General features: G+C 72.2%; 14 protein-coding genes. 8 read left to right on the forward strand and 6 right to left on the reverse strand.

Features of this window, described 5'->3' with window-relative positions:
* The first annotated feature begins 6 nt into the window (after window positions 1-6).
* On the forward strand, window positions 7-648 hold the full coding sequence (locus tag ACQP2O_RS12670) for a PaaI family thioesterase (RefSeq protein ID WP_433183267.1): 642 nt from the start codon (window positions 7-9) through the stop codon (window positions 646-648).
* A 1-nt stretch (window position 649) separates the two neighbouring features.
* On the opposite strand, the gene ACQP2O_RS12675 is transcribed toward ACQP2O_RS12670, so the two are convergent.
* The 3 genes from ACQP2O_RS12675 to ACQP2O_RS12685 form a co-directional block, all read right to left on the reverse strand.
* Complete coding sequence (locus ACQP2O_RS12675) at window positions 650-1,273, reverse strand: hypothetical protein (protein ID WP_433183270.1); 624 nt, start codon at window positions 1,271-1,273, stop codon at window positions 650-652.
* A 157-nt stretch (window positions 1,274-1,430) separates the two neighbouring features.
* Window positions 1,431-2,201 (reverse strand): SDR family oxidoreductase, encoded by a 771-nt coding sequence (locus tag ACQP2O_RS12680; protein ID WP_433183273.1) that lies wholly within the window; start codon window positions 2,199-2,201, stop codon window positions 1,431-1,433.
* A 514-nt stretch (window positions 2,202-2,715) separates the two neighbouring features.
* Window positions 2,716-2,898, reverse strand: coding sequence for a hypothetical protein (locus tag ACQP2O_RS12685; RefSeq protein ID WP_433183276.1), 183 nt, complete (start codon window positions 2,896-2,898; stop codon window positions 2,716-2,718).
* A 76-nt stretch (window positions 2,899-2,974) separates the two neighbouring features.
* Between ACQP2O_RS12685 and ACQP2O_RS12690 the strand changes: the two genes are divergently transcribed.
* Window positions 2,975-3,553 (forward strand): hypothetical protein, encoded by a 579-nt coding sequence (locus ACQP2O_RS12690; protein ID WP_433183279.1) that lies wholly within the window; start codon window positions 2,975-2,977, stop codon window positions 3,551-3,553.
* A gap of 301 nt (window positions 3,554-3,854) precedes the next feature.
* Here the strand turns inward: ACQP2O_RS12690 and ACQP2O_RS12695 are convergent, their stop codons facing one another.
* Complete coding sequence (locus tag ACQP2O_RS12695) at window positions 3,855-4,103, reverse strand: hypothetical protein (RefSeq protein ID WP_433183282.1); 249 nt, start codon at window positions 4,101-4,103, stop codon at window positions 3,855-3,857.
* 16 nt (window positions 4,104-4,119) lie between these two features.
* Between ACQP2O_RS12695 and ACQP2O_RS12700 the strand changes: the two genes are divergently transcribed.
* The gene (locus ACQP2O_RS12700) at window positions 4,120-4,734 is read left to right on the forward strand and encodes a hypothetical protein (protein WP_433183284.1); all 615 of its coding nucleotides are present in this window, start codon (window positions 4,120-4,122) and stop codon (window positions 4,732-4,734) included.
* Window positions 4,735-4,823: 89 nt separating this feature from the next.
* Here the strand turns inward: ACQP2O_RS12700 and ACQP2O_RS12705 are convergent, their stop codons facing one another.
* A complete protein-coding gene (locus tag ACQP2O_RS12705) occupies window positions 4,824-6,230 on the reverse strand; it encodes an MFS transporter (protein ID WP_433183287.1) in 1,407 nt (468 codons plus the stop codon).
* A gap of 120 nt (window positions 6,231-6,350) precedes the next feature.
* Here ACQP2O_RS12705 and ACQP2O_RS12710 point away from each other — a divergent pair, with 120 nt between their 5' ends.
* The 3 genes from ACQP2O_RS12710 to ACQP2O_RS12720 all read left to right on the forward strand — a co-directional run bounded on the left by ACQP2O_RS12710 (window position 6,351) and on the right by ACQP2O_RS12720 (window position 11,474).
* Entirely contained in the window at window positions 6,351-8,510 is a 2,160-nt protein-coding gene (locus tag ACQP2O_RS12710) for a hydantoinase/oxoprolinase family protein (protein WP_433183290.1), read from the forward strand.
* A 12-nt stretch (window positions 8,511-8,522) separates the two neighbouring features.
* Entirely contained in the window at window positions 8,523-10,490 is a 1,968-nt protein-coding gene (locus ACQP2O_RS12715) for a hydantoinase B/oxoprolinase family protein (RefSeq protein WP_433183293.1), read from the forward strand.
* Window positions 10,491-10,634: 144 nt separating this feature from the next.
* Entirely contained in the window at window positions 10,635-11,474 is an 840-nt protein-coding gene (locus ACQP2O_RS12720; RefSeq protein WP_433183295.1) for a TIGR03619 family F420-dependent LLM class oxidoreductase, read from the forward strand.
* A gap of 39 nt (window positions 11,475-11,513) precedes the next feature.
* Here the strand turns inward: ACQP2O_RS12720 and ACQP2O_RS12725 are convergent, their stop codons facing one another.
* Window positions 11,514-13,247 (reverse strand): protein kinase domain-containing protein, encoded by a 1,734-nt coding sequence (locus tag ACQP2O_RS12725; protein ID WP_433183298.1) that lies wholly within the window; start codon window positions 13,245-13,247, stop codon window positions 11,514-11,516.
* Between the two features lie 273 nt (window positions 13,248-13,520).
* On the opposite strand from ACQP2O_RS12725, the gene ACQP2O_RS12730 reads away from it, so the two are divergent.
* Window positions 13,521-14,744 carry a sensor histidine kinase gene (locus ACQP2O_RS12730; RefSeq protein WP_433183301.1) on the forward strand — a complete coding sequence of 408 codons (1,224 nt, stop codon included), beginning with the start codon at window positions 13,521-13,523 and terminating at the stop codon, window positions 14,742-14,744.
* A complete protein-coding gene (locus ACQP2O_RS12735) occupies window positions 14,729-15,346 on the forward strand; it encodes a response regulator (RefSeq protein ID WP_433183304.1) in 618 nt (205 codons plus the stop codon). The genes ACQP2O_RS12730 and ACQP2O_RS12735 overlap by 16 nt, the downstream gene beginning before the upstream one ends.
* Window positions 15,347-15,406 lie beyond the last annotated feature (60 nt).

Below are 15,406 nucleotides of genomic sequence, written 5' to 3' on the forward strand. Positions count from 1 at the left end.
GGCCGGATGACCGGGGCCTGGGCGGCCATGCAGCGTGTCTTCGAAGAGCGTGAGCGCCAAGAGATCGACGAAGGAAGGGTCGCCGGGCTCGCGGAGCTCGCGGCCCGAGTGCGGGAACTGTCGGAACTGGTCATCCTGAGCCGGGCCGACGAGATGGAGATCGCCGCCGTCACCCGCGAGATCGAGCTGCTGACCGCGCGGCTCGCCGCCGCGGGGAACGGCGTCCCGCCGAGCGCCGAGGTGGGCGACGGCGGCGTCGTCCGCCAGCTGGGCAGCCCGGTCACCGGAGTGCTCAACACGCTCGCCCCGCCGATCGAGATCCGGGTCGACGACGACGGCACCGCGCGCAGTGAGTTCACGCTCGGCCTGCTGTACGAGGGGCCGCCGGGATTCGTGCACGGCGGCGTGTCGGCGATGGTCCTCGACCACCTGTCCGGGTGCGCCGCGTCGGCCAACGGCACACCCGGCATGACGGCGGGGCTGGACCTGCGCTACCGCCGGCCCACGCCGCTCAACGTGCCCCTGTCCGCGGAGGCCAAGGCCGTCCGGGTGGACGGCCGCAAGACGTTCGTCGACAGCCGCATCATCGGACCGGACGGCAAGACCACCGCCGAGGCCACCGCCGTCTTCATCATGCCCAGGGTGTAGCTCAGCGGGGCGGGGTGAAGGACGGTCCGCTCGCGGGACGGCCGGGCTCGGTGTGCTGCTCCAACTCGGCCGCCATCCCGGCCAGCTCGAGTCCCTGCCGGGACAGGTTGCGGCTCAGCCCATCCATGATGGTTAAAGTCACGTGCAGGAAGACGTCCGGCGCCAGCCGGCGGACCTCGGCGGCGTACACGCGGTGTGATTCGGGGCTGCCGGTCAGCGCCGCGAACACCCCGGTGCGCACCCGCTGGCTCATCGACCGCCACACCTGGTCCTGCTCGGGGCCGGCGCCCTTGCGCCACGGGCCGTCGTAGTCGAGCGTGCGGATCAGGTCGCCGGCGGGCTCGCTCGCGCGCAGGTCCCACAGCACCGCCCAGAAGGCGATCAGCCAGTTCATACCGGCGAGGACCCGGAGCGGATCGGTATCCAGCGCGCCGAACAGCTCCGCCTGCGAGCCGGTGCCCTCCCGGAAGGCGAGGGCCTCGATCCGGACGATGTCGTCCATCGCCAGCAGGTCGGATGGTGGGCGGCGCAGCACGGTGGATCGGTCGGAGACGATGTCGCGCAACTCGACGACGTCGGCCTCGGAGAGGCGCGACCATGTGTACGACCCCGGCACGATCACCATCGTAAGACGCGACCCCGACGATATGGGTTTCGTCCGGCGTCAAGTGATCTGCCGGCCGTCGTTCGCGTCGGGCACCAGGTGAACTGTCGGCCGTTGTTTCAGGTGAACGGTCGGCCGTCGTTTCAGGTGAACCGCCGGGCGCGGTTCGCGTCGGGCGTCAGGTGAACTGCTGGCCGCCGTTCACATCGATCGTCGCTCCCGTGATCGCCTTGGCCTGGTCGCTCGCCAGGAAGATCACGGTGCGGGCGACATCCTCCTCCGTGGCGATCCGCCGGAGCGCCATCCGGCTCACATCGTGGTCGTGGATCGCCTGGAACGTCGTGCCCTCGGCCCGCGCTCGCGTCTCCATCCACGCCGTCAGGGTGTCGCTGGCGATCCAGCCCGGGGCGACGCAGTTGACCCGGACGCCCGAGGGGCCGAGCTCGTCGGCGAGACAGTGGGACAGCAGGTGCACGCCCGCCTTGCCGGTCGCGTAGTCGCTCCGCCCGGCGTAGCCCGTCCGGCTCGACATGGAGGTCACGTTCACGATGGAACCGCCGCCGGAGTCGATGATGTACGGGGCGAGGTAGCGGCAGGCGAGCAGGGTGCCGTACGTCGCCGTCTCCACCGCCGAGCGCCAGAGCTCGAGGTAGTCCGGGTCCATGTCGAGGACGTTCTTGCGGTGGGTGCCGGGGAACGCGGCGTTCACCAGCACGTCGATCCGTCCGAAGCGCTCCATCGTCGTCCGGGCGAGGGCCTCCACCTGCTCGGCGTCGCGGACGTCCGCGCGCACCGCCACGGCTCCCGTCTCCGCCGCCGTCTTCTCGAGGGTGGCCCGGGACCGGGCGGAGACCACGACGCGCGCGCCCTGCTCGCTCATCAGCGCGGCGAGAGTGCGGCCCAGCCCGGGACCCGCCCCGGTGATGACTGCGATCTTTCCGGCCAGCACGGGACCTCCCGGGACGAGCGATGCCGCATCCTACCAAGCGGTCGCTAGCTCGGTATCTTCTGGGGCGGATCGGCGCTAAGGCGGCGGAATTTCCCATTAATGGTCGGCACGAAAACGCGCGACGTGCCTTCCGTGATTTCCCGTGACGCCATGCTACCGTCTGCCACGGAGAGTGACTTGATCTTCGCTGCAAAGACTGAGCGGGAGCGTCTTAACGGCGTTTCGGTCAGTGGGCACTCGCGGCGGGAAGCCGCGTTTCAAAGGAATGATGCACCATGCGCAATTTTCGGATAAACGCCGCGGTCCCACCCTCGATGGCGAAGAGGGTAACGGTTTCGGTCGCGACCGGTTCTCTGGGCGTCATTGTTGCCGCAGCAGCCTCGTCCCTTGCCCCCGCGACCGCGCCGGAGGGCGCGGCGCCCATGGCGGCCGCCGCCGGTCAGGATCCGTGGCCCGGCGCCCATGGGCCCGGTGCGAGCGCGTGGCCGAAGGTGCGCAAGGCGCTTCACCGTCATCATCTGGCGCGGGCGGTCGCCCCGAGCCGGACGACGCCCACGCCGAGCCCGTCTGTGGCCGCGACCTCGACGGTCACCGCCAGTCCGTCGCCTACCGCGACCGCGTCGCCCAGTGCGCCTACGTCGCCCAGCGCGTCCGCCTCGCCTAGTGCGTCGGCCTCCAGTACCGCGGACGGGATCAACGTCGCGATCGGTGCGTCGCCCAGCGCGACGGTGTCGCGGACGCCGACGGCCTTTCCGATCCCTCATCGTCCGCGGTTGAAGACGTTCGTGGTGCCGCCGTGTGAGCCGGGGGTCTTCTTCTCCGTTCGCTTCCAGAAACCGGTCGACCTGTTCGTGCCCAATTCGTATTACGTCGATGGTCCGGGCGGTGACATGCAGGTCTGGATCAGGCGGGTGCATCTGGTCCGGCTCCACGTCGAGCTCGAGAAAGAAGTGGGCGTCGATTTCAACATTCAGAACTTCATCGCACGCATCAGGAAGAACCTCCGGCCGGAGATCGAAGAAGAGCACTCCGTGGAAAGCGGTCACCAGTACACCACCCACGTCAGCAAGGGAATGATCGGGCATCTGCGGTACCGGGTGTTCGGTCTCCGGGTCGGCTTCGACCAGTGGCGGATCTTCCACAACTGTGGCCGGCTGCGGGTCAACTCCGGCGTCGCGACGTTCCCGACCATCCGGGAGGGCTGGATGTTCTGGGAGACCAAAGGCTGGCCGAAGGCTGAAAAGAACGCGGCAAAGGGTGCTCCTAAAGCACGTCAGAACCGTCTCTTCAGTGAGTTGACCCAGGGGCACCGCGGAGAGCTGCGTCGTCATATCGCGGGGGGCCGCCGGTGATGCGGGCCTGACGACCGTCGGTACTGAATTCCCTGGCGGGAAACCGCCTTTCACAGGAAAGATGCACCATGCGCAATTTCCGCATAAACGCTGCGGTCTCACCCTCGGTGGCGAAGAGGGTGACGGTTTCGGTCGCGACCGGTTCTCTGGGCGTCCTCGTTGCCGCGGCCGTCTCGTCACTCGCCCCCGCGACCGCGTCCCCAGGGGACCCGGCGGCCGCGGCCCGTCAGGATCCGTGGCCCGGCGCCCATGGGCCCGGTGCGAGCGCGTGGCCGAAGGTGCGCAAGGCGCTTCACCGTCATCATCTGGCGCGGGCGGTCGCCCCGAGCCGGACGACGCCCACACCCAGCCCCTCCGTGACCGCGAACTCGACGGTCACCGCCAGTCCGTCGCCTACCGTGACCGCGTCGCCTACCGTGACCGCGTCACCCAGTGCCTCTGCGTCACCCAGCGCGTCGCCGTCCGCCGCGAGCACTTCGGACGGGGTCAATGTCGCGATCGGTGCGTCGCCCAGCGGGACGGTGACGCCGACGCCGACGGCCTTCCCCATTCCTCATCGTCCGCGGTTGAAGACGTTCGTGGTGCCGCCGTGTGAGCCGGGGGTCTTCTTCTCCGTCCGTTTCCAGAAGCCGGTCGATCTGTTCGTGCCGAATTCGTATTACGTCGATGGTCCGGGCGGTGACATGCAGGTCTGGATCAGGCGGGTGCATCTGGTCCGGCTCCACGTCGAGCTCGAGAAAGAAGTGGGCGTCGATTTCAACATTCAGAACTTCATCGCACGCATCAGGAAGAACCTGCGGCCGGAGATCGAAGAAGAGCACACGGTAGAGAGTGGTCACCAGTACACCACCCACGTCAGCAAGGGAATGATCGGGCATCTGCGGTACCGGGTGTTCGGTCTCCGGGTCGGCTTCGACCAGTGGCGGATCTTCCACAACTGCGGCCGGCTGCGGGTCAACTCCGGTGTCGCCACCTTCCCGACCATCCGGGAGGGCTGGAGGTTCTGGGAGACCAGAGCCTGGCCGAAGACCGCGAAAGCCGCTAAGGGCGGCGCAAAGGCCAGGGGCGTACCGTCGACCCGCGGCATGAAGGCACGCATGCCTGCCGTCGAGCATCAGGGCCCCGGAGCGTTGCCGACCACGAAGAAGTACCCGAGCGCCACCGCGGGTACCCGTCGCTGACCGTGGCCTGACCAACGTCGATACGGCCCTCACCGACGTCCTGTCGGTGAGGGCCGTATCCGCGCGAGGTGGTCGGCTCCGGAGGCTGCTCACCGCCCGGACGGCAGCAGCCTGACGATCAGCGCGGTCGCGCAGCAGATCGCCGCGGCGATGACGAGGCTCACGGTGAAGGCCGCCGTGTGACGGCCCGCGCCGAGCACGCCGTAGTACGCCGCCCCGACGACCGCCACCCCGATCGCGCCCCCGGACTGCAGGGCGGTCGACACGACGCCGGACGCGGAGGCGGCGTGCCGGTGACCGACCTCCGACAGGGCCACGGCGGCCAGCGGGGAGAGCAGCAGTCCCATGCCGACGCCCGCGACGACCAGCCCGGGGATGAGCCATCCGGCGTTCCCCGCGGTGCCGGTCTCCGCGGCGGTCGCGGCGAGCAGACCGTACCCCGCGGCCATGGTCAGGGCGCCGACCGCCAGGACCCGGTGGCCGAGCCGGGCCGCGGCCCTGGCCGCCAGGCCGGAGGACGCGAAGTAGCCCACGCCGAGCGGCACGAAGATCAGACCCGACCGGAGGGCGGACAGGCCGTGGCCGTCCTGCAGATAGAGCGCCAGCACGAGGAAGAACGACGCCACCGCCAGCTGGCTGACCAGCGCGAGGCCGACACCGACGGCGAAGGGCCGCCCGCGGAACAACGGGAGGTGGACCAGGGCCCGTTCGCCGATTCGCCTCTGGTGGAGGACGAACACCGCCAGTACGACCGGCGCGGCGCCCAGGCAGAGCCAGGTCCACAGCGGCCAGCCCTGCTGCCGGCCCATCACCAGGGGAAGGACGACCAGGACCAGGCCGGCCGTGACGAGTGTCGCGCCGACAGGGTCGAGGCGGGTGCCGTTTCCGGCCCGCGACTCGGGCACCATCCGGAGGGCGGTCGGCACCGCGACCGCGCCGATCGGCACGTTGATCAGGAAGATCGCCCGCCAGCCCAGCCCGGCGACGTCGGCGTGGATGAGCAGCCCGCCGATCAGCTGTCCGAACACTCCGCCGAGGCCCATCGCCAGCCCGTACGCGTTGAACGCCCGGGCGCGGTGCTCCCCGACGTAGACCGTGTTGACGATGGCCAGGACCTGCGGCATCAGCAGGGCGGCCGCCGCGCCCTGCACGACGCGCGCGCCGATCAGGAAGCCCGCGGTCGGGGCGAGGCCGCACGCCAGCGACGCGAGCGTGAACAGGCCGAGGCCGAGGGCGTACATCCGCCGCCGCCCGTACAGGTCGCCGAGGCGCCCGCCCGTGATCAGGCCCGCGGCCAGCGCCAGGCCGAACCCCGCGACGATGAACTGGATCGCGGCGGGTCCGGCGTGCAGGTCCCGCTGGGTCGCCGGGATGGCCACGTTGACGATGAAGAAGTCGAGGGTGGTGATGAACGTGCCCGTCAGCAGGACCAGCAGGGGCGCCCATCCGGGGGCGGCCGTCCTGTGGTGGACCGGGCGTTCCAAGGTCGTCGTCATGCGGCAACCTTCGCGTCCGGGAGGTCATCTGGTCGATTACCTGACAGGTAGCCGCGTTGACAGCGGTTCGGCGGCTCCTTACGCTCACCAAGCGGGCGCTAGGTTGGGTGGAGGTTCTGCGTGGCGGCACTGGCCAGTGACATCGGAGGCACCTTCACCGACGTGGTTCTGGTCGCGGACGGCCGCGTCCACGTGGCCAAGACCCTGACGACCCCGGACGATCCGACCGAGGGACTGCTGCGCGGCGTCCGCCGCGTGCTCGCCGACGCCGGGGTCACGCCCGCGTCCGTCGACCGGTTCACGCACGCGACCACGCTCGCCACCAACGTCATCCTCGAGCGCCGGGGCGCCGCCGTCGCGTTCGTCACGACGCGCGGCTTCCGCTCGATGCTCGTGCTCGGCCGCCAGGCGCGCGTCGAGGAGGAGCGGTACGACCTGGCGTTCTCGCCGGGCGAGCCGCCGGTTCCCCTGACGCACACGTTCGAGGTGCCCGAACGCCTCGCCGCCGACGGCACCGTCCTCACCCCGCTCGACGAAGCCGCCGCGCGGCAGGTCGCCGAGCGGATCGCGGGACTCGGGGTCGCGGCCGTGGCGATCTGCCTGCTGCACTCCCACGTCGATGACGCGCACGAGCGACGGCTGGCGTCCCTCATCGCCGAGCGGCTCCCCGACGGCACGCCCGTCGTCATCTCCTCGGAGGTCTGGCCGGAACTCGGCGAGTACGAACGGGCGACGACCACGCTCATGTCGGCGTACGTCGGCCCCGTCATGGCCGCCTACCTCCGCCGCCTGCGCGACCGCCTGAGCGAGCTGGGCATCACCGCGCCGGTGCACGTCATGGAGTCCGCGGGCGGCGTCCTGCCCGCCGAACTGGCCGCCTCCCGCGCGGTCTACACGATCGAGTCGGGCCCGGCGGCCGGCGTCGTCGCGGCGGCCAGAGAGGGCGCGCGGCGCGGGCTGACCGACCTGATCTCCTTCGACATGGGCGGCACGACCGCCAAGGCGGGCCTCGTACGGGGCGGCCGCCCGGGCGTCACCCACGAGTTCCAGGTCGGCGGTACGGGCAGCTTCGGCGGACGGCGGCCGGGCACCGGCGTGCCCATCAAGGTCCCGGCGATCGACCTGGCCGAGGTCGGGTCGGGCGGCGGCTCGATCGCCTGGGTGGAGTCCGGCGCGCTCCGGGTCGGACCGCGCTCCGCCGGCGCCGCACCCGGCCCGGCGTGCTACGGGCGGGGCGGCACACTGCCGACGGTCACCGACGCCGACCTGGTGCTCGGCTACCTCGACCCGGAAGGCCTCGGAGACCTCCGGCTCCGCCCCGACCTCGCCGAAGAGGCCATCGCCCGGCACGTCGCCAAGCCGCTCGGCGTGGAGGTCGTCGAGGCGGCCGCGGCGATCCACGACATCGCCGGAGCGCAGATGGGCACGGCGGTGCACGTCGTCACCGTCCGGCGCGGCATCGACCCGCGCGGCTTCACCCTCGTCGCGCTGGGCGGCGCGGCCCCGACCCATGCCGTCGGCCTCGCGGACCGGTTCGGGATCCGCCGGGTGCTCGTGCCGGCCCGCTGCGGCGTCGGGTCGGCCGCCGGACTGCTCCACGCCGACCTGGCCATCGAACGTTCGCGAACCTTCCTGGCCCGGACCGCCGACGCCGACCCGGCAGCGCTCGAGGCCGTGCTAGCCGACCTGGAAACGGCCTGCCGTGCGGATCTCAGCGGGCGCGGGGCGGATGGCGGTGCTGACCTTGGCGGGCGTGGGGCGGGAGGCGGTGCGGATCTCGGCGGGCGTGGGGCGGGAGGCCGTGCGGATCTCGGCGGGCGGGAGGCGGGCGGCCGGGTCGTGCGCTCCGTCGGACTCCGGTTCACGGGACAGGCGCACGCCTTCACCGTCGAGCTGCTGCCCGGGCCGGTGACCCGCGAGACCGTCGACGCCGCCGTCGCGGAGTTCTACGCGCGGTACCGCGAGTCGTACGGCATCGACCTGCGCGACCCGGCGGAGCTCACCGTCGCCCGGGCGCGCGTGTCCCTGCCCGCCGGCGCGGCCGACGTCCGCGCGGCGGACGCGCCACGGGCGGCTCCGGACCGCGTCCGGCGGGTGTGGTTCGAGGGAGCCTTCCGCGACGTCCCGGTGCGCGAACGGGCAGCCTGCGCCGCCGGGGAGCGGTTCACCGGGCCGTGCGTCATCACCGAGCCGCAGTCGTCGCTGCTCGTGCCGCCCGGCTGGACCGGCCTGGTCGACGAGCACGGCGCCGTGTCCGTGGAGAAGGGAGACCGCAGGTGAGGGAGACCGCAGGTGACCGATGACCTGACCGCGGAGATCCTCCGCAACGCCCTGCGCGTCGCCGCCGAGGAGGCGAGCATCGTCGTCGTCCGCTCGGCGTACTCCACCTTCATCGTCGAGGGCGCGGACGCGGCGGCGGCCGTCCTCGACGCGCGCGGCCGCCTGGTCGCGCACTCGCTGTCCACCGCGCTCATCCAGTGCGCGAGCCTGCGCAGCGCCCTCCCGTACGTCATCGACGCCTACCCGCTCGACACCATGAGCCCGGGCGACGTCTTCTGCCTCAACGACGTGTACCAGGGCGGGGTCCACGCCAACGACCTGCTGGTCTTCCGGCCGGTCTTCCTCGACGGGACACCCGCCTACTTCACCGGCACGCTCATCCACGTCGCCGACCTGTCGGGCCTGTCGGCCGGCGGCATGGCCAGCGACGCCACCGACGTGTTCCTCGAAGGCCTGCAGCTGCCGCCGGTCCGGATCGCCACCGCCGACGGCTGGGACGACGGCCTGACGCGGGTGCTCGCCGCCAACAGCCGCACCCCCGACAGACTGCTCGGCGACCTGCGGGCACTCGTCGCGGGCGTCAACGTCGCCGCCCGCCGCCTGGAGGAACTCGCCACCGGACCGAGCGCCGCTGCCGGACCGGACCTAGCCGCTGGACCGGGCCTGGCCGCTGGACCGGGCCTGGCCGCTGGACCGGGCCTGGCCGCCGGGCCGAACCTCGGCGATGGTCAGGGCCTCCGCGACGGTCAGGGCGTCGCCGCCAGCCGGGGCGTCGGCACCGGTCAGGGACCCGGCGGAGGCCAGGCCCTTGGTGCCGGTCAGGCACATGGCGCCGGTCAGGGACTCGGCGGAGGCCGGGACCTCGGAGACGGCCAGGGACTCGGCGAAGGCCAGAACCTTGCCACCGGCCAAGGACTCGGCGGAGGCCAGGGCTTCGCTGCCGGTCAGGGACCACCCGGCGATCGTCAGGGACCCGGCGACGGTCAGGGCCTCGCGGCCGGGATCGACGCCTATCTCGCGCACACCGAGAAGCGGATGCGCGCGGAGCTCGCGCGGCTGCCGAAGGGCACCTACGAGGGCGAGTACGCCGTCGAGGACGGGGACGAGCGGCACTGGGTCCGCGTCGCGGTGACCGTCCACGGGGACGGGGTGCTGGTCGACTTCACCGGCACCGACCCCCAGGTTTCGAAGCCGGTCAACTCGGGCTTCTCGCAGACGCTCGGCGGGGTGCTGTACGCGCTGCGCTGCTTCGTCGACCCGTCGCTGCCGATGAACGAGGGCTGCTTCGCGCCGGTCGACGTGCGGATGCCCGAGGGAAGCCTGGTCAACTGCACGAAGCCGTACCCGGGCGGGGGCCGGTGGGGGACGGTCGCCGCAGCAGAGGAGGCGATCTTCGCGGCGCTCACGCAGGCGCTGCCCGGTCGCGGCGCGGCCGCCTCCGGCATCCTGCAGGCCTTCAGCCTCAGCGGCGCCACGAGTCCGTGGCTGCACATGGCGTTCGAGCTCGGCGGCATGGGAGCGCGGTACGGACGGGACGGGCCGGACGCGACCGGCGCGCTGTTCGGCGGCGGCCGAAACATCATCCCGCAGGTCGAACCGATCGAGGCCCGGCTGCCGGTGCGGGTCGAGGAGGTCGCGCTCATCCCCGACTCCGGGGGGCCCGGCCGCTGGCGGGGCGGGCTCGGCACCCGTACGGTCATCCGGGTGCTGGAGGACGCGCGGGTCGACACGCGCGGCGACCGGCTGCGCCACCCACCCGCCGGAGCCGCGGGCGGCGGGCCCGGCCGGGCCGGCGGCTACCACCGCGAGCGCCTCGACGGAGCCCGCGAACCCCTCCCTGCCAAGGCGACCCGCTCACCGTTGCGCGCGGGCGAGGCCCTGGTCGTCGAGACGTCCGGCGGCGGCGGATACGGCGACCCGGCCGAACGCGACCCCGAGGCCGTACGGCGGGACCTCCTCGACGGGAGGGTCACGCGGTGAGGTTCGGTGTCTCGCTCGGTCTTGTGCGCGTGGGCGTTCGGCGGGGGCTGTTCGACGGGAGGGTGATGTGGTGGGGTTCGGCGTCTTCCTCGGTCTCGTGCGCGTGGCCGTCCGACGGGACCTCTTCGATGGGAGGGGCATGCGGTGAGGTTCGGCGTCCCCCTTGGTCTCGTGCATCCGGGCATCTGGCGGGACCTGACCGTCGAGGCCGACCGGCTCGGCTTCGAGTCGGTGTGGATGCCCGAACACCTGGTCTTCGCGACCGATCTGTCGACCGCGACGTATCCGGGGACCGACCGGCCCGGCATCGTGCCGTCCACGCCGCTGTTCGACGCGCCCGCCTACCTGTGCGCGCTGGCCGCCGCCACCGAACGGGTCCGGCTCGGCACGGCCGTGCACCTGTTCGCGCTGCGTCATCCGTTCGTGAGCGCACGAGCGTTCGCGACGCTGGACCACGTCTCCGGCGGGCGTGCCATCGCGGGGGTGGGCGCCGGATGGTACGCGGGGGAGTGGGACGCGGCCGGGATCGACTTCGCGAGCCGGGGGCGGCGGCTGGACGAGGCGATCGACGTGGCCCGCCGCCTGTGGACGGAAGACGTCGTCGAACACCACGGAGAGTTCTACGACTTCGACGAGGTCACCTTCGAACCCAGGCCGCACGGCATCCCGATTCTCGCGGGCGGCGAGTCACCCGCCGCGCTGCGCCGCGCGGCCACCCGGTGCGACGGGTGGATCAGCATGCCGCACACCGTCGAGTCGATCCGTCCGCAGCTCGACCGGCTCCGCCGTCTCCTCGCGGAGCGGCCGCATGACCGCCCCTTCGAGATCACCGTGCACGCGTACGAGCTGTCCGGTCCGGACGAGGTCGGAGCGTGGGCCGCACTGGGCGTGGACCGGCTGATCGTACGGCCCTGGACGCGCACCGGCCAGGCCCTCGGCGCCCTGAAACGCTTCGCCGAGCAGTACGAGCTCGGCGGCCGCTGATCCGCCGAGGTAGGCGGCGCCAGGGCGCCTGGAATCGCGTCAGCCGTTCTTCGGGCGTGACCAGCCGGTCGCCTTCCACGTGAGCGCGTACGAGGAGGCCGACCTGCCGACGAGCTTCATCAGGACGACACGGTCGTCGTTCATGAAGCACATCTCCGCGCCCTGGTGCAGGCCGCTGAAGGAAGGCCCGCCGCTCGCGGGCTGCCGGGTCACCGCCGTCTCGCAGGCGGCCCCGTCCAGGTCGCCTGTGACCATGGCGACCTCGCCGGAGTGCACCTGGATGTAAGGAGAGCCCAATCCGCAACCGAGGTACTCCAGCGGCATGCCGGCAGCGCCGGCCACGTCGGTCGTGACCGTGGGCCCCTGCTCGTCGAAGTCGAAGCCGTCGCTGAAGCAGCCCCCACCGGGCAGCGTGAACCGGACGTCGGTGAACTCCCGGCTGTAGCCGGGCGTGGGCGCCGGGGTCGGGGCGGTCGCCGGGGAGCCGCCGCTCCCGGTGACGGACGCGCCGGAGGCGGGTCCGCGTGCGGTCGTGGGGCTCGTGCCGGGGTGACCCGACCCTGATGCGAGCGCGCCGACGACGATGGCGGTCAGGACGACGGACGCCGCCGCGATGCCGACGGCCGCCGCCGTGGGCATCCCACGTCTCGGCGGGGGACCCGCCACCGGCAGGGTGGCGGGCGACGCGTGCAGCGTGACCGGCGACGACCCGGGCGGCATGACAGCCGACGACGCGGCCGGGGCGGCAGGCGATGACGTGTGCGAGGCGGCAGGCGACGACGCGTGCGGGGTGGCGGCCGACGGCTGGGGTGAGGCGAACGGGGCCGGGCGTCCACCGGCCGCCCCGGGGACGGGCGTCGCCGGGCGCTCCTCCGGCGGCCGTACGGGGTCATAGGCCGGGAGCGTCGCGGCGAGCGCGTCCGGCAGCCAGGATCCGGCGAGATCCGGTGTCGGATCGCCGGACTCGGCGCGCGCCACCTCCATGATCTCCGCCAGGTCCGGGCGCGTCTCCGGATCCTTGGCGAGGCAACGAGCGGCCAGGTCGCGAAGCGCGGGAGGGCAGCCGTCGAGGTCCGGAGGCTCGTTGAGGATCCGGTACAGCAGGGCGGCCTCGAGACCTTCGCCGAACGCCGGGCGGCCGGTCGCCGCGTACACCGCCAGCTGGCCCAGCGCGAACACGTCGGTGGCGGGCGTCGCGGGCCGGCCCTGGACCTGTTCGGGGGACATGAAGGCCGGAGTCCCGACACGCACCCCGGGGCGCGTCACCGCCGTCACGTCGGCGGCCCAGGCGATCCCGAAGTCGATCACCCGGGGACCGTCGGCGGCGAGGAGGACGTTCGAGGGCTTGAGGTCGCGGTGGATGAGGCGCGCGGCGTGGATCGTGGACAACGCCTCGGCGACCGCGCCGGTCAGCCGGAACACCATGGGCGCCGCGAACGGACCCTGCCCGGCGACGGCCTGCTGCAACGAGGGGCCCGCGACGTAGGCGGTGGCCATCCACGGTGTGGGCGCGTCGGCGTCCGCGTCGACGACCGTGGCGGTGTACAGGCCCTGGACGCGTTGCGCGGCGGCGATCTCCTGCCGGAACCGGCGCCGGAACTCCTCGTCCGAGGCGAACTCCGGGCGGACGACCTTGATGGCGATGGCCCGTCCTCCGGGCGTGAACGCCAGATACACGTTTCCCATCCCGCCGGCGCCCAGTCGCGCGTGCAGCGGATAGGAGGCGACCATCCGAGGGTCGTCCGGCCCCAACGGGGAGAATCTGGAATCCACGCGCGCCTTTCAACTGGAGTCGGGGTCACGGCGTGACCGCACGCCGGCGTTCGGTTCCAAGGATCGTGAGAGTGGGCCGTCGCGTCATGTCCCCAATTTGGGGGACATGACGGTCCGCCGTACGCGTGCCATGGTGAGCCGGGTCGTCACGTCCCAAGATCTTGGGACATGACGGCCGGTGCGCCGTGCGTCACGGTGGGCCGATGCGGTCGGCGTCGGCGGCGGAGTGGGCACGATCTCGAAGGCGTCCCGTGAATGGATGAGGAGTGCCGCATGGTCCCGGATCCCGTCGGCGCGCAGCAGGCCGATCGGCTGGTGTCCCACGCCTGCGTGGTGATCCGGGCGGCACTGCTGGCGCAGTTCTGCCTCGCGGTGCTCGTCGAGGGCCGGGGGTTTCATTCCGTCCAGGGGCTGCTCATCGTGGCGGCCGTCGCGGAGAGCGCGTGGCTCGCCTGGGTCCTGCTGACCCGCCCCGGACGGCCGAAGCGGATGGTCGCCGTCGCCGACGTCGCCTTCGGCGTCGCCGCGTTGGTGTTCGGAGCCTGGTCGGCACCTCCGAACGCCTCGCACTTCTGGGGAAACGCGATGTATCCCTTCACACTCGTGTCGAGTGGCGCGGTCCTGGCCGCGATGTGCGCGACCATGCGCGGCACCATGGTCGCGAGTACGACGCTGGCGTTCGCGTACGGCGCCGGCATGGCGTGGTTCCACGAGATGGACCCGGCCTACGCGGTCAACATCTCCATCGACATGCTGACCTACGTCCCCTTCGCCTGGGTCGCGCGGTGGCTCGGCACCGAGGCGGGGGCGCTCGGCGCACGCCTGGACGTCATGCAGGAGGAGGCCGTACGCAAGGCGGAACAGCTCACCCAGGCCCGGGAGCAGGCGAGGCACGAACAGGAGGTGGCGGCGCTTCGGCTGACCGCCACCGAGACGGCGCTGGCGGCCGAGCGCGAACGGCTCGAGAACATGGCCTCGTTGCACGATCGGGTGTTGCAGACCATGGAGACCCTCGCACGGGAAGGCGTCCTGCCCGACCCGCGGCTGCGCTCACACGTCGCCGCGGAGGCGCGCTGGCTCCGCCGGTTGATCGAGGAGGGCGGCCGGCGTGAGGACGGTTCCCTGTCCGACCGTCTGTGGTCCGTGGCGGAGGAGTTCGAACGGCTGGGGCTGCGAGTGGAGTTCTCCGCGCGCGGTCCGGCGGTCGCCATCGCCGAGCCACCCGTCCACGCGCTCACCGAAGCCGCCCGCGAGGCCCTCAACAACGTCGCCAAGCACTCGGGCGCGGCGTATGCGGTGATGCGGGCGGTGGTCGAACGGGATCGCGTCCTGGTCACCGTCGTCGACACGGGCCGCGGCTTCGACCCGGACACGGTGCCGTGGGGCACGGGCCTGACCGACTCCGTCAAGACGCGCCTCGCGACCGTGAACGGCGGCCTTCTCATCGAGTCCGCTCCGGGCGAGGGGACACGGGTCGAATTGTGGGCACCGACATGATCCGCGTCGCGATCGTCGACGACCATCCGATCGCCCGCTGGGGCATCGAGCACGTCTTCGCCTCCCGCGACCTCCTCGACGTCGTCGCCGCCGTGGCGGAGCCCGCGGAACTGGCCGGGCCGCCCACCCCGGACGTGGTGCTGCTCGACCTCTATCTCCGGGAGGGCCGGCCGGCGCTGGAGGCGATCCGCGACCTGTCGGGACGCTGCCGCGTGCTGGTCCTGTCGGCGTCCTCCCGTCGCTTCGACGTGCTGGCGGCCCTGCGCGCGGGGGCGTCCGGCTACCTGACGAAGGACGCACCTGAGGACGTCCTGGTGGAGGCGTTGCGGACGGTGCACGACGGGGGCTTTTACCTCTCGCCGCATCTGGCCGACATGCTGGCCGAGGCCCCCCACGACGCGCGACCGCGGCTGACGGCGCGCGAAGAAGAAGCGCTGCGCTGGGTCGCGGAGGGATTCACCCACGCCCAGGCCGCCCGGCGGATGGGTATCAGCGTCTGGACGTTCGAGACGCACCTGCGCCGGGTGCGCGCCAAGTTCGGCATAGGCAACACCGCCGAGCCGACCCGTTTCCTGCTCGAACGGGACCCGAGGGAGGACTGACCGGCGCCGGCGGAGCGGTGGTGGGCCGCCGCGTCATGTCCCGTTTTGCGCGACATGACA

The organism is Actinoallomurus sp. CA-150999 (genome assembly GCF_050942425.1).
Lineage (GTDB): Bacteria > Actinomycetota > Actinomycetes > Streptosporangiales > Streptosporangiaceae > Actinoallomurus.